Origin of the sequence: Shigella sonnei, assembly GCF_002950395.1 — a bacterium.
Classification (GTDB): Bacteria; Pseudomonadota; Gammaproteobacteria; order Enterobacterales; family Enterobacteriaceae; genus ECMA0423.
Map to the genome: position 1 here is coordinate 1,235,321 of NZ_CP026802.1, position 17,363 is coordinate 1,252,683.

Sequence of the window (17,363 nt, forward strand, 5' to 3'; positions counted from 1 at the left end):
CATTAGTCCCCAGGGAGACATTTTCTCCCGTAGCCAGTATTTTTCCATTACGCATTAGAGTGACACCCACTCCCGATGCTTTTGTTGCATCAGGTGCTGTGTTAGCAAACACTTGTCGGCTACTGTCAGTGGTGGCACCCGAAAGATAAAATGAGAGCTTTTGTTCGCTTGAGCAATATACGCCAAGGGGTATTTCTGCGCTTCCAGGAAAGTCCGGGAGATCCACAGTGACATTACGACTATCAACGGTGCAGCCGCCTGTTGGCATAACAACACTGTTATTTGAAATAATATTCCACGTAAAATTACGCGGATTTCCGCTTCCTAATGTTGCAATTTTATACATATGAATACGGGCAATGACTTCCCCCGCTTTTATGACAACTCCACCGGCCGCCCCAACTGGGGTAATATAGAGTTTTAACGGTAATGGCATCGGTGTCTTATCACCAATATCCAATACGTTGGTATTTGTCGTCAACGGGAAGGGGTAGGTCACATTATTCCAGTACAGCGATCCTTTATATGACTGTAGGGAGCCTGCGAAAGCTGAGCCTTGTACCAGGTTTATATGATCAGTGTCGTACCAGCCGCCGTAATCATTCCAGCAACTTATATGCTGAGACAAGTCTACAACCAGATTCTGGCCCGGCTGTATTACAGGGTCGAGATTAACATAAACAGAGGTTGTACCTGCTCCAATACTTGACCCGCCATCGACATTACAACTGAAGGCAAAAACTTTGCCTGCCATTAATAGAAGATAAATACCGAACAGGACCTTTATACTGATTGTTTTACCCATGATATATCCTAAGGTTAAAAATTGATTTAAAAAGAAGGCTAAGAAAATCGAATCGACGTTATTGCCAGGTGTAGATCACATTGATTAGCGCCTCGATCGTTCCCTAGCTTGCGTTTCCATTCACCGTGATAGCTCTTGCCTTAAGTGGAAACTGTGCATTACGAGTGATCTCATCAACAATAACCGTTTTGCTATCGCCATTTTTTAACGCAGCATCCTGGTCATCCCTCAGCTCTATCTGAATATTTTCGGCAGTACCTGGATTTGCCCCTATATTTCCAGACATCTGTTATTACTTAACCCATTACAAGCCCGCTGCCGCAGATATTCCCGTGGCGAGCGATAACCCAGCGCACTATGCGGATGCCATTCGTTATAATGCTCGAACGCCTCTGCAAGGTTCTTTGCTGCCGTTAACCCGTCTGGTTTGGGCATGATACTGATGTAGTCACGCTTTATCGTTTTCACGAAGCTCTCTGCTATTCCGTTACTCTCCGGACTCCGCACCGCCGTGTTCTTCGGTTCAAGTGTCAACGCCACGATGTTTGACCGTTATTTGCCATTTTCATGCCCGCTAAATACTTTCGTTACTGATGCTGTCCGCTTTCCACCATTTCATCATCACTGATTGGCGTTGTGTTTTTGGTCAGCACTCCATGGATTTGCCCCTATATTTCCAGACATCTGTTATCACTTAACCCATTACAAGCCCGCTGCCGCAGATATTCCCGTGGCGAGCGATAACCCAGCGCACTATGCGGATGCCATTCGTTATAATGCTCGAACGCCTCTGCAAGGTTCTTTGCTGCCGTTAACCCGTCTGGTTTGGGCATGATACTGATGTAGTCACGCTTTATCGTTTTCACGAAGCTCTCTGCTATTCCGTTACTCTCCGGACTCCGCACCGCCGTGTTCTTCGGTTCAAGTGTCAACGCCACGATGTTTGACCGTTATTTGCCATTTTCATGCCCGCTAAATACTTTCGTTACTGATGCTGTCCGCTTTCCACCATTTCATCATCACTGATTGGCGTTGTGTTTTTGGTCAGCACTCCATGGATTTGCCCCTATATTTCCAGACATCTGTTATCACTTAACCCATTACAAGCCCGCTGCCGCAGATATTCCCGTGGCGAGCGATAACCCAGCGCACTATGCGGATGCCATTCGTTATAATGCTCGAACGCCTCTGCAAGGTTCTTTGCTGCCGTTAACCCGTCTGGTTTGGGCATGATACTGATGTAGTCACGCTTTATCGTTTTCACGAAGCTCTCTGCTATTCCGTTACTCTCCGGACTCCGCACCGCCGTGTTCTTCGGTTCAAGTCCCAACATCCGGGCGAACTGGCGTGTTTCATTAGCCCGGTAGCATGAACCATTATCCGTCAGCCACTCCACTGGAGACGACGGAAGATCGTTGCCGAAGCGGCGTTCCACCGCTCCCAGCATGACGTCCTGTACTGTTTCACTGTTGAAGCCGCCGGTAGTCACCGCCCAGTGCAGTGCCTCACGATCACAGCAGTCCAGCGCGAACGTGACACGCAGTCTCTCTCCGTTATCACAGCAGAACTCGAACCCGTCAGAGCACCATCGCTGATTGCTTTCTTTCACGGCCACTCTGCCTGTATGTGCCCGTTTCGATGGCGGTACAGCAGGTTTTCGCTCAAGCAACAGCGCATTCTGGCGCATGATCCGGTAAACACGTTTGGCATTGATCGCAGGCATACCATCAAGTTCTGCCTGTCTGCGAAGCAGCGCCCATACCCGACGATAACCATACGTGGGCAGCTCTCCGATAACATGGTGTATACGGAGAAGCACATCCGTATCATCAGTGTGACGACTGCGGCGGCCATCCATCCAGTCATCGGTTCGTCTGAGAATGACGTGCAACTGCGCACGCGACACCCGGAGACAACGGCTGACTAAGCTTACTCCCCATCCCCGGGCAATAAGGGCGCGTGCGCTATCCACTTTTTTGCCCGTCCATATTCAACGGCTTCTTTGAGGAGTTCATTTTCCATCGTTTTCTTGCCGAGCAGGCGCTGGAGTTCTTTAATCTGCTTCATGGCGGCAGCAAGTTCAGAGGCAGGAACAACCTGTTCTCCGGCGGCGACAGCAGTAAGACTTCCTTCCTGGTATTGCTTACGCCAGAGAAATAACTGGCTGGCTGCTACACCATGTTGCCGGGCAACGAGGGAGACCGTCATCCCCGGTTCAAAGCTCTGCTGAACAATTGCGATCTTTTCCTGTGTGGTACGCCGTCTGCGTTTCTCCGGCCCTAAGACATCAATCATCTGTACTCCAATGACTAGTCTAAAAACTAGTATTAAGACTATCACTTATTTAAGTGATACTGGTTGTCTGGAGATTCAGGGGGCCAGTCTACTCCAGCTTTACGTTTCTCTTTTAACCGGTAACTCTCTCCTTTGATATTCAGCGTGGTTGAGTGATGTAGCAGCCGATCCAGGATCGCTGTTGCCAGTACGTGATCTCCGAACATTTCTCCCCAGTCTGCGAACCCTTTGTTTGACGTCAGTATGATGCTCGCTTTTTCATATCGACGGTTCAGTAGCCGGAAGAACAGACTGGCTTCCTCTCTGTTCATCGGCAGATAGCCTATTTCATCCAGGATCAACACCCGGGCATAACTCAGTTGCTGTAGCTGACGCTCCAGCCGGTTTTCCTGTTTCGCTTTCATCAGTGTCGCGATCAGTCTGTCCAGTGGCATAAACAGTACCCGATGTCCCGCATCCACCGCTTTCACGCCAAGAGCTATGGCCAGATGAGTTTTTCCGACACCAGGAGGGCCCAGCAGGATCACGTTTTCGCTGCGCTCCACGAACGCCAGACCAGCCAGTTCCCGGACAACCTTATGGTCGATGCCCGGCTGGAAGGTAAAGTCGAACTGCTCCAGCGTTTTGACCCACGGCAGACGAGCCTGCTTCAGCCTGGACTCCATACCGCGCTGATGCCTGCCGTTCCATTCCTGCTGTAGCGCCATGCACAGGAACTCCCGGTAGTTCAGCTCTTTTTTAGCTGCCTGTTCCAGCAGGCTTTCAACGTGATAACTCAGATGCTCCATTTTCAGGCGACTCAGCAGGACTTCCAGTTCATGCATCACAACAGCTCCTCATAGGCACTCAGTGGTCGATGTTCCACCTGACTGACCTGCTGCCAGAGCGGGGCGTGATGCTCCGGCACTGTCTGCCAGCCAGACGATGCTGAACAGAGGCGATGTGAGGCCACCAGTTTCTCATTACTGTAGATCCGCAACTCGTCATCCAGCGATATTCGTATCGATACCGGCTGACCACACAGCGCTTCGGGAACGCTGTAACGATTACCACCAACCTCGATATAGCTGTCCCAGGACACATGGCGGATATCGAAGTAACTGGTATCGAAGTCTGTATCCGGTAACGGCTGCAGATGTTCCTGCTCCAGCGCGAAGCGCTGTTCCGGCGTTTCTTTGAACTGGCGAAGCTCCCGTTTGTCAGCCACATCGGCTATCCATTGCTCCAGTTGTTGATTGACATGAGTGAAGCTGTCGAACCTGCGGTACCGGACGAAGAAGTTCTCCTTGAGGTATTTCACCATCCGCTCAACCTTACCTTGAGGTAGCCTGAGTTTAACGGACACTCCTTCCTGAAATAGAATGGCATCAGAAGGAGCTAATAATGAGCAGAAAAACCCAACGTTACTCTAAAGAGTTCAAAGCCGAAGCTGTCAGAACGGTTCTTGAAAATCAACTTTCGATCAGTGAAGGCGCTTCCCGATTATCTCTTTGAGGTGTACTGGCAATAGCGGACACTACCATTTGTTCTTTTTTTAAGCAGCCATCTGATGATATTTTTCCCTGAAGGCTGCCGGGGAGATATTCCCCAGACGAGAGTGACGACGCTGACGATTGTAGAAAATCTCAATGTATTCCCGTATTACTGAGATGGCTTCATCCCGGTTATTAAAACGATAGTGGCTCAGGCTCTCATTTTTCAGCGTTCCCCAGAAGCTTTCCATCGGAGCGTTGTCGTAACAGTTACCTTTACGCGACATTGATGTTTTCAGACCAAACTGCTCCTGTATGACCCGGTAATCGTATGCGCAGTACTGTGAACCTCGATCAGAGTGGTGGATTAGCCCGGCAGGTGGGCGCTGGCTCCTGAGCGCCATAAACAGGGCTTTACCTGTCAGCTCTTTTGTCATGCGCTCTCCCATGGCGTAGCCGACAATTTCGCACGTATAAACATCTTTGATGCCAGCGAGGTACAACCATCCCTCCTGTGTGTTTACCGGATCATGCGCCAGAATGCGCTGTTGCTTGAGCGAAAACCTGCTGTACCGCCATCGAAACGGGCACATACAGGCAGAGTGGCCGTGAAAGAAAGCAATCAGCGATGGTGCTCTGACGGGTTCGAGTTCTGCTGTGATAACGGAGAGAGACTGCGTGTCACGTTCGCGCTGGACTGCTGTGATCGTGAGGCACTGCACTGGGCGGTGACTACCGGCGGCTTCAACAGTGAAACAGTACAGGACGTCATGCTGGGAGCGGTGGAACGCCGCTTCGGCAACGATCTTCCGTCGTCTCCAGTGGAGTGGCTGACGGATAATGGTTCATGCTACCGGGCTAATGAAACACGCCAGTTCGCCCGGATGTTGGGACTTGAACCGAAGAACACGGCGGTGCGGAGTCCGGAGAGTAACGGAATAGCAGAGAGCTTCGTGAAAACGATAAAGCGTGACTACATCAGTATCATGCCCAAACCAGACGGGTTAACGGCAGCAAAGAACCTTGCAGAGGCGTTCGAGCATTATAACGAATGGCATCCGCATAGTGCGCTGGGTTATCGCTCGCCACGGGAATATCTGCGGCAGCGGGCTTGTAATGGGTTAAGTGATAACAGATGTCTGGAAATATAGGGGCAAATCCAGGCAATACCATGAATCACCGGAGCGAAACCATGTTGTCTATCGGGCAACATCGCTTCTGTTGAATTTATTTTGAGGCCACGAAAGTTCACACTATCAAAAATATCGCCATCGGTATAACTATCACCTACCGTTAACCGTGAGCGTAAGGGAATAATGTCACGTTCAGCCGACGTATTGATATGCTGCCATTTATTGCTGTCAGATGAATTGCTACTCCCACTGTTATAACTCCACGTTGAGTTATCGCGTAGTCGCCAACTACCAATGTTGATGCCACTCTGTAAATTCAAATATGCATAGTTTGATTTTCCTGCATTATGGTTACTACGATTATTAATAGAATTACCATTAAAACTATAGTTTAGAAGCCCTGCATTTATTCCTTCTTCCCACAGATCAGGAGAAACATAGCCGCGAGCCATTCTGCCAACATAAATTTGCGGAACGGAGAGTGACAGATGTTGCTGACCAACATCAAACTCAGTTGATGCGTCGGCCAAACGATCCTGAAGTGGTGTGCATGCGCTGTTGTCCGGCACATGTTTTTCTGCCGAATGTTCTTTATTGTCTAATAACGCTATTTTTTTTATACCAAGACTGACAAGAAGATCTGTACTCAGGCATGGGATGAGTTCTGCGTTATTATCATCTGCAATAAAAGTAATATCGGTAATGACTCCAACTTATTGATAGTGTTTTATGTTCAGATAATGCCCGATGACTTTGTCATGCAGCTCCACCGATTTTGAGAACGACAGCGACTTCCGTCCCAGCCGTGCCAGGTGCTGCCTCAAATTCAGGTTATGCCGCTCAATTCGCTGCGTATATCGCTTGCTGATTACGTGCAGCTTTCCCTTCAGGCGGGATTCATACAGCGGCCAGCCATCCGTCATCCATATCACCACGTCAAAGGGTGACAGCAGGCTCATAAGACGCCCCAGCGTCGCCATAGTGCGTTCACCGAATACGTGCGCAACAACCGTCTTCCGGAGACTGTCATACGCGTAAAACAGCGAGCGCTGGCGCGATTTAGCCCCGACATAGCCCCACTGTTCGTCCATTTCCGCGCAGACGATGACGTCACTGCCCGGCTGTATGCGCGAGGTTACCGACTGCGGCCTGAGTTTTTTAAGTGACGTAAAATCGTGTTGAGGCCAACGCCCATAATGCGTGCAGTTGCCCGGCATCCAACGCCATTCATGGCCATATCAATGATTTTCTGGTGCGTACCGGGTTGAGAAGCGGTGTAAGTGAACTGCAGTTGCCATGTTTTACGGCAGTGAGAGCAGAGATAGCGCTGATGTCCGGCAGTGCTTTTGCCGTTACGCACCACCCCGTCAGTAGCTGAACAGGAGGGACAGCTGATAGAAACAGAAGCCACTGGAGCACCTCAAAAACACCATCATACACTAAATCAGTAAGTTGGCAGCATCACCGTAATATCCCGACTAGTCATAAATTCGTCGTTCAAATAAATGTCGACCCGATATGTACCAGGTGGTGCCTCGCGTCCCTTAGTAAAGGCGGGTAATGACTCCAACTTATTGATAGTGTTTTATGTTCAGATAATGCCCGATGACTTTGTCATGCAGCTCCACCGATTTTGAGAACGACAGCGACTTCCGTCCCAGCCGTGCCAGGTGCTGCCTCAGATTCAGGTTATGCCGCTTAATTCGCTGCGTATATCGCTTGCTGATTACGTGCAGCTTTCCCTTCAGGCGGGATTCATACAGCGGCCAGCCATCCGTCATCCATATCACCACGTCAAAGGGTGACAGCAGGCTCATAAGACGCCCCAGCGTCGCCATAGTGCGTTCACCGAATACGTGCGCAACAACCGTCTTCCGGAGACTGTCATACGCGTAAAACAGCCAGCGCTGGCGCGATTTAGCCCCGACATAGCCCCACTGTTCGTCCATTTCCGCGCAGACGATGACGTCACTGCCCGGCTGTATGCGCGAGGTTACCGACTGCGGCCTGAGTTTTTTAAGTGACGTAAAATCGTGTTGAGGCCAACGCCCATAATGCGTGCAGTTGCCCGGCATCCAACGCCATTCATGGCCATATCAATGATTTTCTGGTGCGTACCGGGTTGAGAAGCGGTGTAAGTGAACTGCAGTTGCCATGTTTTACGGCAGTGAGAGCAGAGATAGCGCTGATGTCCGGCAGTGCTTTTGCCGTTACGCACCACCCCGTCAGTAGCTGAACAGGAGGGACAGCTGATAGAAACAGAAGCCACTGGAGCACCTCAAAAACACCATCATACACTAAATCAGTAAGTTGGCAGCATCACCGTAAAGGCGGATAAATCGACAGATTCAGCAAGATCATTGCTTAAAAACCGTGGATTAAAATAATACTCTGCGTCAACGGGAAATACCGCAGTTGCTAAGCCAAGGGCAATGGTAAGCCGTGCAAAGCGAGGCAGTATTAACACCTGATGCATACGATATGCCTTAAATGCGGCACGAAAGGCTGTCATTATTAATTCCGATTGAGTTTATTATTAATTAGGTCACTGGCTTACTGCATGGTTGCCTTAATACGCGGAGTTAATGCACCGTAATCATTGATCGTCTGAAAACTGATATCCCCGGTTGCAGCATGCGGGATATCCACCGATACTTCACCTTTTGGCGGCACCATGGTGTTTGGGAGATTGCTATTTCCTGCTTTCATATTTGTTACGGTAATGAAATAGGGCGTTGGATTAATAAGAGTGAGTTTGCTACCGCTACGACGAAACCGAAGCATTGCAGGCGCTTCTTCAGGTGCCATTGCCAGGTTCGTGGGGCGATAAAACATTTTTATGCGGCTAATAATTGCCAGCTGTAATGTATTCTCATTCTTCTGGTCTTTTTCCATAGCAGGAATAGCTTTAACATTCACCCAGAACAGGCTTTCACGGTCGCCTGGTAACTGATGATTAGTAGCGTTGATTATCCGCAGCGTATTCCAGTGCGACAGCTGCGTTGGCAACGGTGCTATGGCAAGCAAAGAGCAATAAAAGTAACACTGTCGCCATAAAGGAAATAGAGTAGGGGGTACGCGTAGTTTGCATCTGATGCATTCTCCATGTGTTAAGAGGATAAGCGGGAAAACCGTTACATCAGACAATCGATTAATGTTGCTAATACATTGGCGAGTCGCCGGGTTTCCAGACTTAATGCGTTTGTAATAAATGTTGGTTCTCTTTTAATAGGAAAACCTTGCTACAAAGTAAATATTTTAAATAACAGTAAGTTTAACTACTGTTGTTTATTGATAGTTTAGATATTATGTGATTTTTCATAGCGCTCCAAATACAAACCACTCCTCATTAATAATGAGATTCACATTGGTGAATTGCTCGGGTGTGCGTAGCCATGCCACACACACCCTGTTTCAATTTCAGATGACGTATAGCCACCTTAAGATTGAATTATAGATATTGAACTTTGAAGGTCGCATCAGCGTTTGCAGTACCAGCTACGGACTGCCCGAGAGCAATATAACGAGCCTGGAATGGCAGTATATTCGTGCCACGATAACATCTTTAAATCACAAGGACACCTAATCTGAACGAATAACGACTACCAGAAAAGCACTTCGCATCACTCAGACATGATTTAACATAATATACATTATGCGCACAAACATAAACCAAGGGAGAATCCAGTCGTTGGCCGGTCATGATTGCTCATTAACAACGACCAAACCCCATATCTCACTTACTACCGTATTCTCGGCTTAACCGTCCATGCAACCTCAACACATTGGTTTCAACTGCCGTCACCACGTTCTCCGGAAAATCTGTCGGTAATGAAGTCTTCACGTTATCCAGTGCTGCCGGAATCATTCTGGCAAAGTCACTTAGGATTTCATGCATCTGCACTTCCGGGAATCTCAGCACCTTTGCTGTCGCCAAAAAATGTCGCGGATAAATTTTATCGATTGCCGTTTTTTTGCCTTTGGATGCGTTAAGCCCCATTGCCAGTTTGAGATCGCTGATGTTATTCCCGTACCGCCAAGGACCGGAAATGCTGAAATGATGTCGTAAAATGGCGTGAGTCGATAACTGCCGCCAGCCTGAATAAATACGGAGAAGTTTTTTGCATGGCCATCCGTTGCGCCAATCAACCACTGGAACACTTGAAACTTCATAAAATCATAGCGATCTTTCAGCGCCTCGCTGGACCCCATCAAAAACGCCATGATCCGCGCGATGCCTGGGCCTCCATCTGATTCATATTTCACCGATGAAGGTAAACCGAATGTCTGACACATATCCTCCTGTGGCAAGCGAAGTAAAACCGTTCGCTCAGTATTCCAACGCCTGTCAAAACGTTCGACCGCTAACGCGCGCACCCTTCCCGCTTTAATGATTTCTGCGTCCGGAACATTCAACCCAAGTTCTTTCGCCAGCAGCAGACAGTAATACTCATTATCAACGCTTTGGCTGAGATCGAGCGTCGCATTGGGCTGCCTGATTTCGCCAATCGGTAATTTAATGATGTGCGTCGTCGGCGTTATTCCTTTCGGAATGCACCAGTCATTGCCTATTCTGAGCAGTGCTGTCTTCTCCTGTGCGCCAGCAACCGAGATGCGAAAGTCATTTTCTTCTCTAATCATGCCTAGCGGGATATCTGCTTTATAAGCCGTTAATACTTCTTCAAGTCTGGCTTCAGTAAGCTTTTCCCATGCCATTATCGGACGCGTTACGGTTTCGTCTTCGGGTATTAACGTCACGGCACCAACGCTGTCTCGCCCTATTTCTGACAACAAATCAAACGGTTGTCTGGATTTGGCATGATAACGTTTAACGATCCGGTCACGTACAATCGGGCTATCGGGTAACAGGTTATCGAAGAAGTTAAATACGGCATCAGAGGTGATATTCCCCCTCTGCAATGGCAGCGAAAGTGACAACGGTCTGGCATAACGGCTGGCTAACCACTCCGGTGCATACTTAAAGGTGTGCGCGCCGTTGGCTAACTTCGTTAACTCGCCTACCCGCTGGTTGTTCATCCAAGTGACAAGTTTAGGCATTACCACTCCAGATCTTGCTGTTCTGTTGCTTCTGGCGAGGCATTTTTCGCGTCGCATAGCGTCATTGAGAGTTCAAGCGACTGTAAAATCTTAAAAAAGTTCCGAGGAAACTCCAATGCCCTTTATCGGTCACGTTGACGACACCGTGGGAACCGTCCTGAACGCCCACCAATGAATATTCTTTGTTATTAATCAGACCATTATTGGAAATATTGACTGTGCCATTACCGAAATACCCATTATAGAGTCTGCGTACCGTGATGACAGAGTCTTGATCCTGCACATTCAGGGTTCCGATACCGGTGGCATTGCCACCGATAATCGTATTTTCAGCCGTAATCAGCCCACCCTCGCGAATAGTCGCCTCCCCAGCTCCTTGATTACCAATTTGAAATTCAATTGAGGAATCATTATTTTTTATTAGCCACTCGCCACCCTTTTCAACGATAACCTTACCATTACTGTTCGCTTGATATCCTAAAATGGCGACTATTGAACTCGTGACGTAACCCTTATCCGTAATATTTAATGAGCCCGTACCGTAACTCCCTATTTCGAATAATTCGGTCGTCAGAACAGAGTCTTCTCCCTCAACATTGACCGTCCCGACGCCTCCTGTCGAGGAACCTAGTCTTAAATAGCCTCCATCAACGTGACCTTTCTGTTTAATATTCAGCGTCCCCGTTCCGGATTGACCCACATTTAAAGGCCTTGCATTATTTCCGCTATCATACAATCGCCAGGTGCCACCCAAAACATTAACGGTACCCTCCGAATCCTCATTAGCGCCAATGACGCTGGTAGTAATAGTGGTTAAGTAGGCATTACCGTCAGCCAAAATATTAAGAACTCCAGTGCCATACCAGCCAACCAGGTAGGCATCATAAGCAACATCAGTATCAATATTGGTAATCTGACCATTATCAACTTCCAGACTCGCACCAGACGCTGAACCGCTTAGTGCCAGCAAAACACCCAGCGTCAATCTACTGAATTTCGTTGTCAGTCCATAGGATTTACGCAAATTAACTGTTGATGTGCAACCGTGAAAATCAAAATAGCATAAATTGTGATCTATTCGTCGGAAATATGTGCAATGCCCACCTAAGGGGTAATGACTCCAACTTATTGATAGTGTTTTATGTTCAGATAATGCCCGATGACTTTGTCATGCAGCTCCACCGATTTTGAGAACGACAGCGACTTCCGTCCCAGCCGTGCCAGGTGCTGCCTCAGATTCAGGTTATGCCGCTCAATTCGCTGCGTATATCGCTTGCTGATTACGTGCAGCTTTCCCTTCAGGCGGGATTCATACAGCGGCCAGCCATCCGTCATCCATATCACCACGTCAAAGGGTGACAGCAGGCTCATAAGACGCCCCAGCGTCGCCATAGTGCGTTCACCGAATACGTGCGCAACAACCGTCTTCCGGAGACTGTCATACGCGTAAAACAGCCAGCGCTGGCGCGATTTAGCCCCGACATAGCCCCACTGTTCGTCCATTTCCGCGCAGACGATGACGTCACTGCCCGGCTGTATGCGCGAGGTTACCGACTGCGGCCTGAGTTTTTTAAGTGACGTAAAATCGTGTTGAGGCCAACGCCCATAATGCGTGCAGTTGCCCGGCATCCAACGCCATTCATGGCCATATCAATGATTTTCTGGTGCGTACCGGGTTGAGAAGCGGTGTAAGTGAACTGCAGTTGCCATGTTTTACGGCAGTGAGAGCAGAGATAGCGCTGATGTCCGGCAGTGCTTTTGCCGTTACGCACCACCCCGTCAGTAGCTGAACAGGAGGGACAGCTGATAGAAACAGAAGCCACTGGAGCACCTCAAAAACACCATCATACACTAAATCAGTAAGTTGGCAGCATCACCCACCTAAGGTTATGAACAAATTAAAAGCAGAAATACATTTGTTCAAAACTCACCTGCAAAACTGAACGGGGGAAATATGCAAACGAGTGATACCCGCGCGTTACCGCTACTTTGCGCCCGCTCGGTTTATAAACAGTATTCAGGGGTCAATGTCCTGAAAGGCATCGATTTTACGTTGCATCAAGGGGAGGTCCACGCCCTGCTCGGCGGCAATGGTGCCGGTAAATCGACGTTAATGAAGATTATTGCCGGTATTACCCCTGCTGATAGCGGTACGCTGGAGATTGGGGGCAACAACTACGTCAGATTAACGCCAGTTCATGCTCATCAGCTGGGTATTTATCTCGTTCCCCAGGAACCGCTGCTTTTCCCAAGCCTGTCGATAAAAGAAAACATCCTGTTTGGGCTGGCAAAAAAACAGCTCTCCATGCAGAAAATGAAGAACTTGCTGGCGGCGCTGGGCTGCTAGTTTGATCTGCATAGTCTGGCAGGATCGCTGGATGTCGCCGATCGCCAAATGGTGGAAATCCTCCGCGGCCTGATGCGCGACTCGCGGATTCTGATCCTCGATGAACCTACCGCCTCGCTTACCCCTGCGGAAACCGAACGCTTGTTTCGTCGCTTGCAAGAGCTGCTTGCTACTGGCGTGGGTATTGTTTTTATCTCGCATAAGCTGCCGGAAATTCGCCAGATTGCCGATCGAATTAGCGTGATGCGCGACGGAACCATCGCCTTAAGCGGCAAAACCAGCGAACTGTCTACCGATGACATTATTCAGGCCATCACGCCAGTGGTACGGGAAAAATCGCTCTCTGCCAGCCAAAAATTATGGCTGGAGTTACCTGGCAACCGCCCACAACATGCCGCCGGAACGTCGGTGCTGACACTAGAAAATCTGACCGGCGAAGGTTTCAGGAATGTCAGCCTGACGCTCAATGCCGGAGAAATTCTGGGTCTGGCCGGGCTGGTGGGGGCCGGACGCACAGAACTGGCCGAGACGCTCTATGGTCTGCGTACTTTGCGTGGCGGACGCATTATGCTGAATGGTAAAGAGATCAATAAATTATCCACTGGAGAACGTTTACTGCGCGGTCTGGTTTATCTGCCGGAAGATCGCCAGTCATCCGGACTGAATCTCGATGCTTCGCTGGCCTAGAACGTCTGCGCCCTTACTCATAACCTTCGTGGATTCTGGGCGAAAACCGCGAAAGATAATGCCACCCTGGAACGTTATCGTCGGGCGCTGAATATTAAATTTAACCAACCGGAACAAGCTGCACGGACATTATCCGGTGGCAACCAGCAAAAAATCCTGATTGCCAAATGCCTGGAAGCTTCGCCGCAAGCATTGATTGTCGATGAGCCGACGCGCGGCGTGGATGTCTCGGCCCGTAATGATATCTACCAGCTGTTGCGCAGCATCGCCGCACAGAATGTGGCAGTGCTGCTTATCTCCTCTGATCTGGAAGAGATCGAACTGATGGCAGATCGTGTGTATGTGATGCATCAGGGCGAAATTACCCACTCTGCACTGACCGGGCGCGATATTAATGTCGAGACTATTATGCGCGTTGCCTTCGGCGATAGTCAGCGTCAGGAGGCGTCATGCTGAAGTTTATTCAGAACAACCGTGAAATCACGGCACTGCTGGCGGTGGTGCTGCTGTTTGTATTACCCGGTTTTCTCGACCGCCAGTATTTAAGTGTGCAAACGCTGACCATGGTTTATAGCAGCGCGCAAATCCTGATCCTGCTGGCAATGGGCGCGACGCTGGTAATGCTTATGCGCAAAGTAGTAAGCGCGATGATATCTTGGATAATACTGAGCCGTGCCAGACAAAAATACGGCGCAGCCAGTGTTGTTGTGGACGAACAATCATGGTTATCTTCAGGCGTGAAAAAGTCGCCCTATTAAACGTGATTACGATCACATTCTCAAGACGCTACTTACAAATTACCTACAAGCTTACAACATTAACAGGCGCTGCATGTGGCATCTGTTAATGATAAAGGCACATAGGATGTTGTAACTAATATAGTGAAATAAGAAACCCGGTCAAAACCGGGTTCAGAAGTAACGGTGTTATTAGCACAACGGACGTACAGCTTCGCGCATCCCTTTTTCAAGAATCGCATCCAGGTCATTAGCAACCTGCTCGACCAGACCAGGCACTTGCGTCAGGTCCTGCTCCCAGTGGTCTTTTTCTGCCAACACAATCGCTACCAGTTCCTGGGTACCGATAACATGGTCACGATGCTGGCTCCAGAGTTGCTGATAACGTTCCAGCCAGTGTGCATCGTCCTGTACCGGATATGTTTCTCCGTTACGCTCACCACGATAGAACGCAATCAATGCCGCTAATGCGAAAGTAAGGCGCGCCGGAAGTGTGCCGTTTGCCTTCTGCCCTGCCAGCAGCTGCGGCAGGATGCGGGTGCGGAACTTGGTCATACCGTTGAGCGCGATAGACAGCAGCTGATGCTTATACGGGTTACGGAAACGCCCGGTGACTGCACTGGCGAAAGATTCCAGTTCATCACGAGGCAAATCCAGTACCGGAATAATTTCTTCGTAGATGGCTTTTTCAACGAATGCGCAAATTTCAGCATCGTTCATCGCTTCACCTACGGTATCCAGCCCTGCCTGGAACGCCACCGGCACCAGCGCGGTGTGCGCACCGTTGAGGATTGCCACTTTGCGTTCTTTATACGGTTTAATATCGTCAACAATCAGCACGTTGAGCGGATATTTGTCCAGGCGCAGCTCAGTCGCTAAGGATTTCGGCCCCTGAATCACAAACAGGTAAAAGTGTTCAGCGGTGTCGAGGAAACCATCGTGATAACCCAGTTCTTCTTCCAGTTTAGCCACTTCATCGCGCGGATAACCGGTAACGATACGGTCCACCAGCGTAGAACAGAAGCTGTTAGCCTGATCCAGCCATTGAATAAATGCTTCTGGCAGTGCCCACTCTTGCGCATAGCGCAGCACCAGTTCACGCAACGCGTCGCCATTGTAGTCGATCAACTCACACGGGATGATGATCCAACCTTTATCCAGCGCACCGTTGAAATGGCTAAAGCGTTCGAACAGCAGACGGGTCAGTTTTGCCGGATAGCTTATCGCTGGCGCGTCATCGAATTTATCGCCCGCATGGTAGCTGATCCCCGCTTCGGTGGTGTTAGAGAAAACAAAGCGCATTTCCGGGTTGTGCGCCAGTTTCAGGAATTCATCGTATTCACTGTAGACGCTGATTTCACGATTAACCGAGCGAATCAGACGCGCGTCGCTGACCGCTTCCCCCTTCTCATTCAGGCCACGGATAATGGTGGTATACAGACCATCCTGCGTGCTCAGTGACGGCGGGAATGAAGTTTCAATCGGACGAACAACGACCACGCCAGAATTCAGATCGGTGTGCTCATTCAGGAGATCGATTTGCCAGTCAACAAAGGCGCGCAGGAAGTTACCTTCACCAAACTGAATGATACGTTCTGGATACTGTGCACCGGGAAAATCGCGACGATTTAGTGTTTTCACAATGGGTTCCCTTCTGATTAGTCATACAACCTGTTTGAATTGGTACGACAGGTTAGCAAACTTTAATACGCCGAACCCCTGTTTTGATCAACTCCTGATGATTAATGAGCAGTTTTATGAGAAAAGTGTGGCGCGGATCATGGTTTAATCGAGGAAATACGCCTTTTCCTGGATCATAAAGTGGTAGAACACATTGCATTCAAATCGCGCGGAATGAATAAAGATGTCAGACAACTTCCTCACCGTAACGCATAGTGCTGGTACGGTTGCGCCCATCTTTCTTCGAGCGATACAGACACGTATCGGCTTCGACCATCAATTTATTAAAATCATCGGTCAGCGTTCGGTACGATGCGCGACCACTACCGACGCCAATACTTACCGTGAGATAAAGCGTTTTTTGTTGCCAGGTGAATGGTTGCAGTTCAACGCCTTTACGGATTTTTTCCGCCATTAGCAGACCATCGACAGGATTCACCGACGGCACTGCAACAGCAAATTCTTCGCCGCCCATGCGCGCCACCAGCCCCTTATCACCGACAATCTTCTGAATATGCCGGGCAAACACGCTTAACACTTTATCGCCACATTCATGTCCATAGTTATCGTTAATGCTTTTGAAATAGTCGATATCAAGCAGCATGACCGTCAGAGGCACGATCAACACGCCCGTTGAGAATTGCTCACTGAACCAGTCCGCAAGCAAAGGCCAGAAATCCAGACTATCAATACTGACCGAACCAATCGCCCCGACAATAGCGCATAATAATGCGGCAATCAGACAGTAATTAAATAGCCGTAAGGCACTTACTGGCTCATACTTATTTTTCCCCAGACGCTTATCCCGCACGACCAGTAAGGCGACGGTAACAATAAACATCATATTGGAGAAATTGATAACCAGTGAAACCAGTCCCCATTCGGTGGTTATGGCATCATAAACCAGCATCGCCACATAACTGATCGCATAGTAATGCAGTCGATTAAGCCAGACATAGCGGGCAAACCCCCCCGCCATTACGCCATTCAGCGGCCAGAAAAGAGAAAGTTCGTGAACCAGCCGTAACTCTGCACCAATAAAATAGAACAGCGTGGTTAGCGCAAAAATAGCGATGCTATTACGTAGCAGATGACCTTCCTGGAACAAACGGAAAGTTGAAATGGGGTGTACATGCATTAATTATCTGT

7 protein-coding genes and 19 pseudogenes are annotated in these 17,363 nt (G+C 49.1%); 4 read left to right on the plus strand and 22 right to left on the minus strand.

The window, feature by feature from the left end; all coding sequences use genetic code 11:
- Positions 1–4: 4 nt before the first annotated feature.
- From C1P89_RS06500 to istA, 7 genes and pseudogenes are all read right to left on the minus strand, one after another.
- Positions 5–805, minus strand: a pseudogene (locus C1P89_RS06500) (fimbrial protein); the annotation flags it as partial.
- Between the two features lie 103 nt (positions 806–908).
- Positions 909–1,070, minus strand: a pseudogene (locus C1P89_RS06505) (type 1 fimbrial protein); the annotation flags it as partial.
- Positions 1,071–1,075: 5 nt separating this feature from the next.
- Positions 1,076–1,339, minus strand: a pseudogene (locus tag C1P89_RS06510) (integrase core domain-containing protein); the annotation flags it as partial.
- A gap of 134 nt (positions 1,340–1,473) precedes the next feature.
- A pseudogene (locus C1P89_RS06515) lies at positions 1,474–1,737 on the minus strand (integrase core domain-containing protein); the annotation flags it as partial.
- 134 nt (positions 1,738–1,871) lie between these two features.
- Positions 1,872–3,100 (minus strand): IS3-like element IS2 family transposase gene (locus C1P89_RS06520; RefSeq protein WP_088895425.1). Its coding sequence is split into 2 segments (ribosomal slippage): positions 1,872–2,785 and positions 2,785–3,100, totalling 1,230 coding nucleotides; the frame shifts between segments, so codons are not numbered across the junction.
- A gap of 41 nt (positions 3,101–3,141) precedes the next feature.
- A complete protein-coding gene (gene istB, locus C1P89_RS06525; protein WP_000544818.1) occupies positions 3,142–3,924 on the minus strand; it encodes an IS21-like element helper ATPase IstB in 783 nt (260 codons plus the stop codon).
- Positions 3,924–4,421 (minus strand): annotated as a pseudogene (istA, locus tag C1P89_RS06530) (IS21-like element IS21 family transposase); the annotation flags it as partial. The pseudogene istA and the gene istB, both read right to left, overlap by 1 nt.
- Positions 4,422–4,483: 62 nt before the next feature.
- Here istA and C1P89_RS06535 point away from each other — a divergent pair.
- A pseudogene (locus C1P89_RS06535) lies at positions 4,484–4,591 on the plus strand (transposase); the annotation flags it as partial.
- 43 nt (positions 4,592–4,634) lie between these two features.
- Here C1P89_RS06535 and C1P89_RS06540 read toward each other — a convergent pair.
- Positions 4,635–5,096, minus strand: a pseudogene (locus C1P89_RS06540) (IS3 family transposase); the annotation flags it as partial.
- On the opposite strand from C1P89_RS06540, the pseudogene C1P89_RS06545 reads away from it, so the two are divergent.
- Positions 5,091–5,723 (plus strand): annotated as a pseudogene (locus C1P89_RS06545) (IS3-like element IS2 family transposase); the annotation flags it as partial. The pseudogenes C1P89_RS06540 and C1P89_RS06545 overlap by 6 nt on opposite strands.
- Before the next feature lie 11 nt (positions 5,724–5,734).
- Here C1P89_RS06545 and C1P89_RS06550 read toward each other — a convergent pair.
- The 11 genes and pseudogenes from C1P89_RS06550 to C1P89_RS06600 form a co-directional block, all read right to left on the minus strand.
- Positions 5,735–6,403 (minus strand): annotated as a pseudogene (locus tag C1P89_RS06550) (fimbria/pilus outer membrane usher protein); the annotation flags it as partial.
- Between the two features lie 15 nt (positions 6,404–6,418).
- A protein-coding gene (locus C1P89_RS06555; RefSeq protein WP_237158186.1) for an IS1-like element IS1A family transposase occupies positions 6,419–7,116 on the minus strand; the annotation gives its coding sequence in 2 pieces (ribosomal slippage) (positions 6,419–6,867 and positions 6,867–7,116; 699 coding nt in all).
- Between the two features lie 54 nt (positions 7,117–7,170).
- Positions 7,171–7,266 (minus strand): annotated as a pseudogene (locus C1P89_RS26245) (FimD/PapC N-terminal domain-containing protein); the annotation flags it as partial.
- 10 nt (positions 7,267–7,276) lie between these two features.
- Positions 7,277–7,974, minus strand: a protein-coding gene (locus C1P89_RS06565; protein ID WP_237158178.1) for an IS1-like element IS1A family transposase whose coding sequence is annotated in 2 segments (ribosomal slippage) — positions 7,277–7,725 and positions 7,725–7,974 — 699 coding nt in all. Because the reading frame shifts where the segments join, the coding sequence is not laid out codon by codon here.
- A 54-nt stretch (positions 7,975–8,028) separates the two neighbouring features.
- Positions 8,029–8,217: pseudogene (locus tag C1P89_RS06570) on the minus strand (hypothetical protein); the annotation flags it as partial.
- A 41-nt stretch (positions 8,218–8,258) separates the two neighbouring features.
- A pseudogene (locus C1P89_RS06575) lies at positions 8,259–8,796 on the minus strand (fimbria/pilus periplasmic chaperone).
- Positions 8,797–9,156: 360 nt separating this feature from the next.
- A pseudogene (locus C1P89_RS06580) lies at positions 9,157–9,258 on the minus strand (type 1 fimbrial major subunit FimA); the annotation flags it as partial.
- A gap of 183 nt (positions 9,259–9,441) precedes the next feature.
- Positions 9,442–10,763 (minus strand): annotated as a pseudogene (gene hipA, locus C1P89_RS06585) (type II toxin-antitoxin system serine/threonine protein kinase toxin HipA).
- Positions 10,763–10,861: pseudogene (locus C1P89_RS06590) on the minus strand (helix-turn-helix domain-containing protein); the annotation flags it as partial. The pseudogenes hipA and C1P89_RS06590, both read right to left, overlap by 1 nt.
- Positions 10,861–11,808, minus strand: a pseudogene (locus tag C1P89_RS06595) (autotransporter barrel domain-containing lipoprotein); the annotation flags it as partial. The pseudogenes C1P89_RS06595 and C1P89_RS06590, both read right to left, overlap by 1 nt.
- An 80-nt stretch (positions 11,809–11,888) precedes the next feature.
- A protein-coding gene (locus C1P89_RS06600) for an IS1-like element IS1A family transposase (RefSeq protein ID WP_094096600.1) occupies positions 11,889–12,586 on the minus strand; the annotation gives its coding sequence in 2 pieces (ribosomal slippage) (positions 11,889–12,337 and positions 12,337–12,586; 699 coding nt in all).
- Positions 12,587–12,717: 131 nt separating this feature from the next.
- Between C1P89_RS06600 and lsrA the strand changes: the two are divergent.
- Both lsrA and C1P89_RS06615 read left to right on the plus strand, forming a co-directional pair.
- Positions 12,718–14,253, plus strand: a pseudogene (gene lsrA, locus C1P89_RS25860) (autoinducer 2 ABC transporter ATP-binding protein LsrA).
- Positions 14,247–14,435 (plus strand): annotated as a pseudogene (locus tag C1P89_RS06615) (ABC transporter permease); the annotation flags it as partial. The pseudogenes lsrA and C1P89_RS06615, both read left to right, overlap by 7 nt.
- Here the strand turns inward: C1P89_RS06615 and C1P89_RS25865 are convergent.
- The 3 genes and pseudogenes from C1P89_RS25865 to C1P89_RS06625 all read right to left on the minus strand — a co-directional run.
- Positions 14,431–14,520: pseudogene (locus C1P89_RS25865) on the minus strand (hypothetical protein); the annotation flags it as partial. The pseudogenes C1P89_RS06615 and C1P89_RS25865 sit on opposite strands and share 5 nt — an antisense overlap.
- Positions 14,521–14,726: 206 nt before the next feature.
- Positions 14,727–16,175: a tagaturonate reductase gene (gene uxaB / locus C1P89_RS06620; RefSeq protein ID WP_000854612.1), complete on the minus strand. Its 1,449-nt coding sequence runs from the start codon at positions 16,173–16,175 to the stop codon at positions 14,727–14,729.
- Positions 16,176–16,401: 226 nt separating this feature from the next.
- A complete protein-coding gene (locus tag C1P89_RS06625; protein ID WP_000558022.1) occupies positions 16,402–17,352 on the minus strand; it encodes a sensor domain-containing diguanylate cyclase in 951 nt (316 codons plus the stop codon).
- Between the last annotated feature and the right edge of the window lie 11 nt (positions 17,353–17,363).

Coding starts and splice junctions, on each gene's coding strand:
- istB (WP_000544818.1), bottom strand. CDS start 3,924: ATGCATGAACTGGAAGTCCTGCTGAGTCGCCTGAAAATGGAGCATCTG.
- C1P89_RS06625 (WP_000558022.1), bottom strand. CDS start 17,352: ATGCATGTACACCCCATTTCAACTTTCCGTTTGTTCCAGGAAGGTCAT.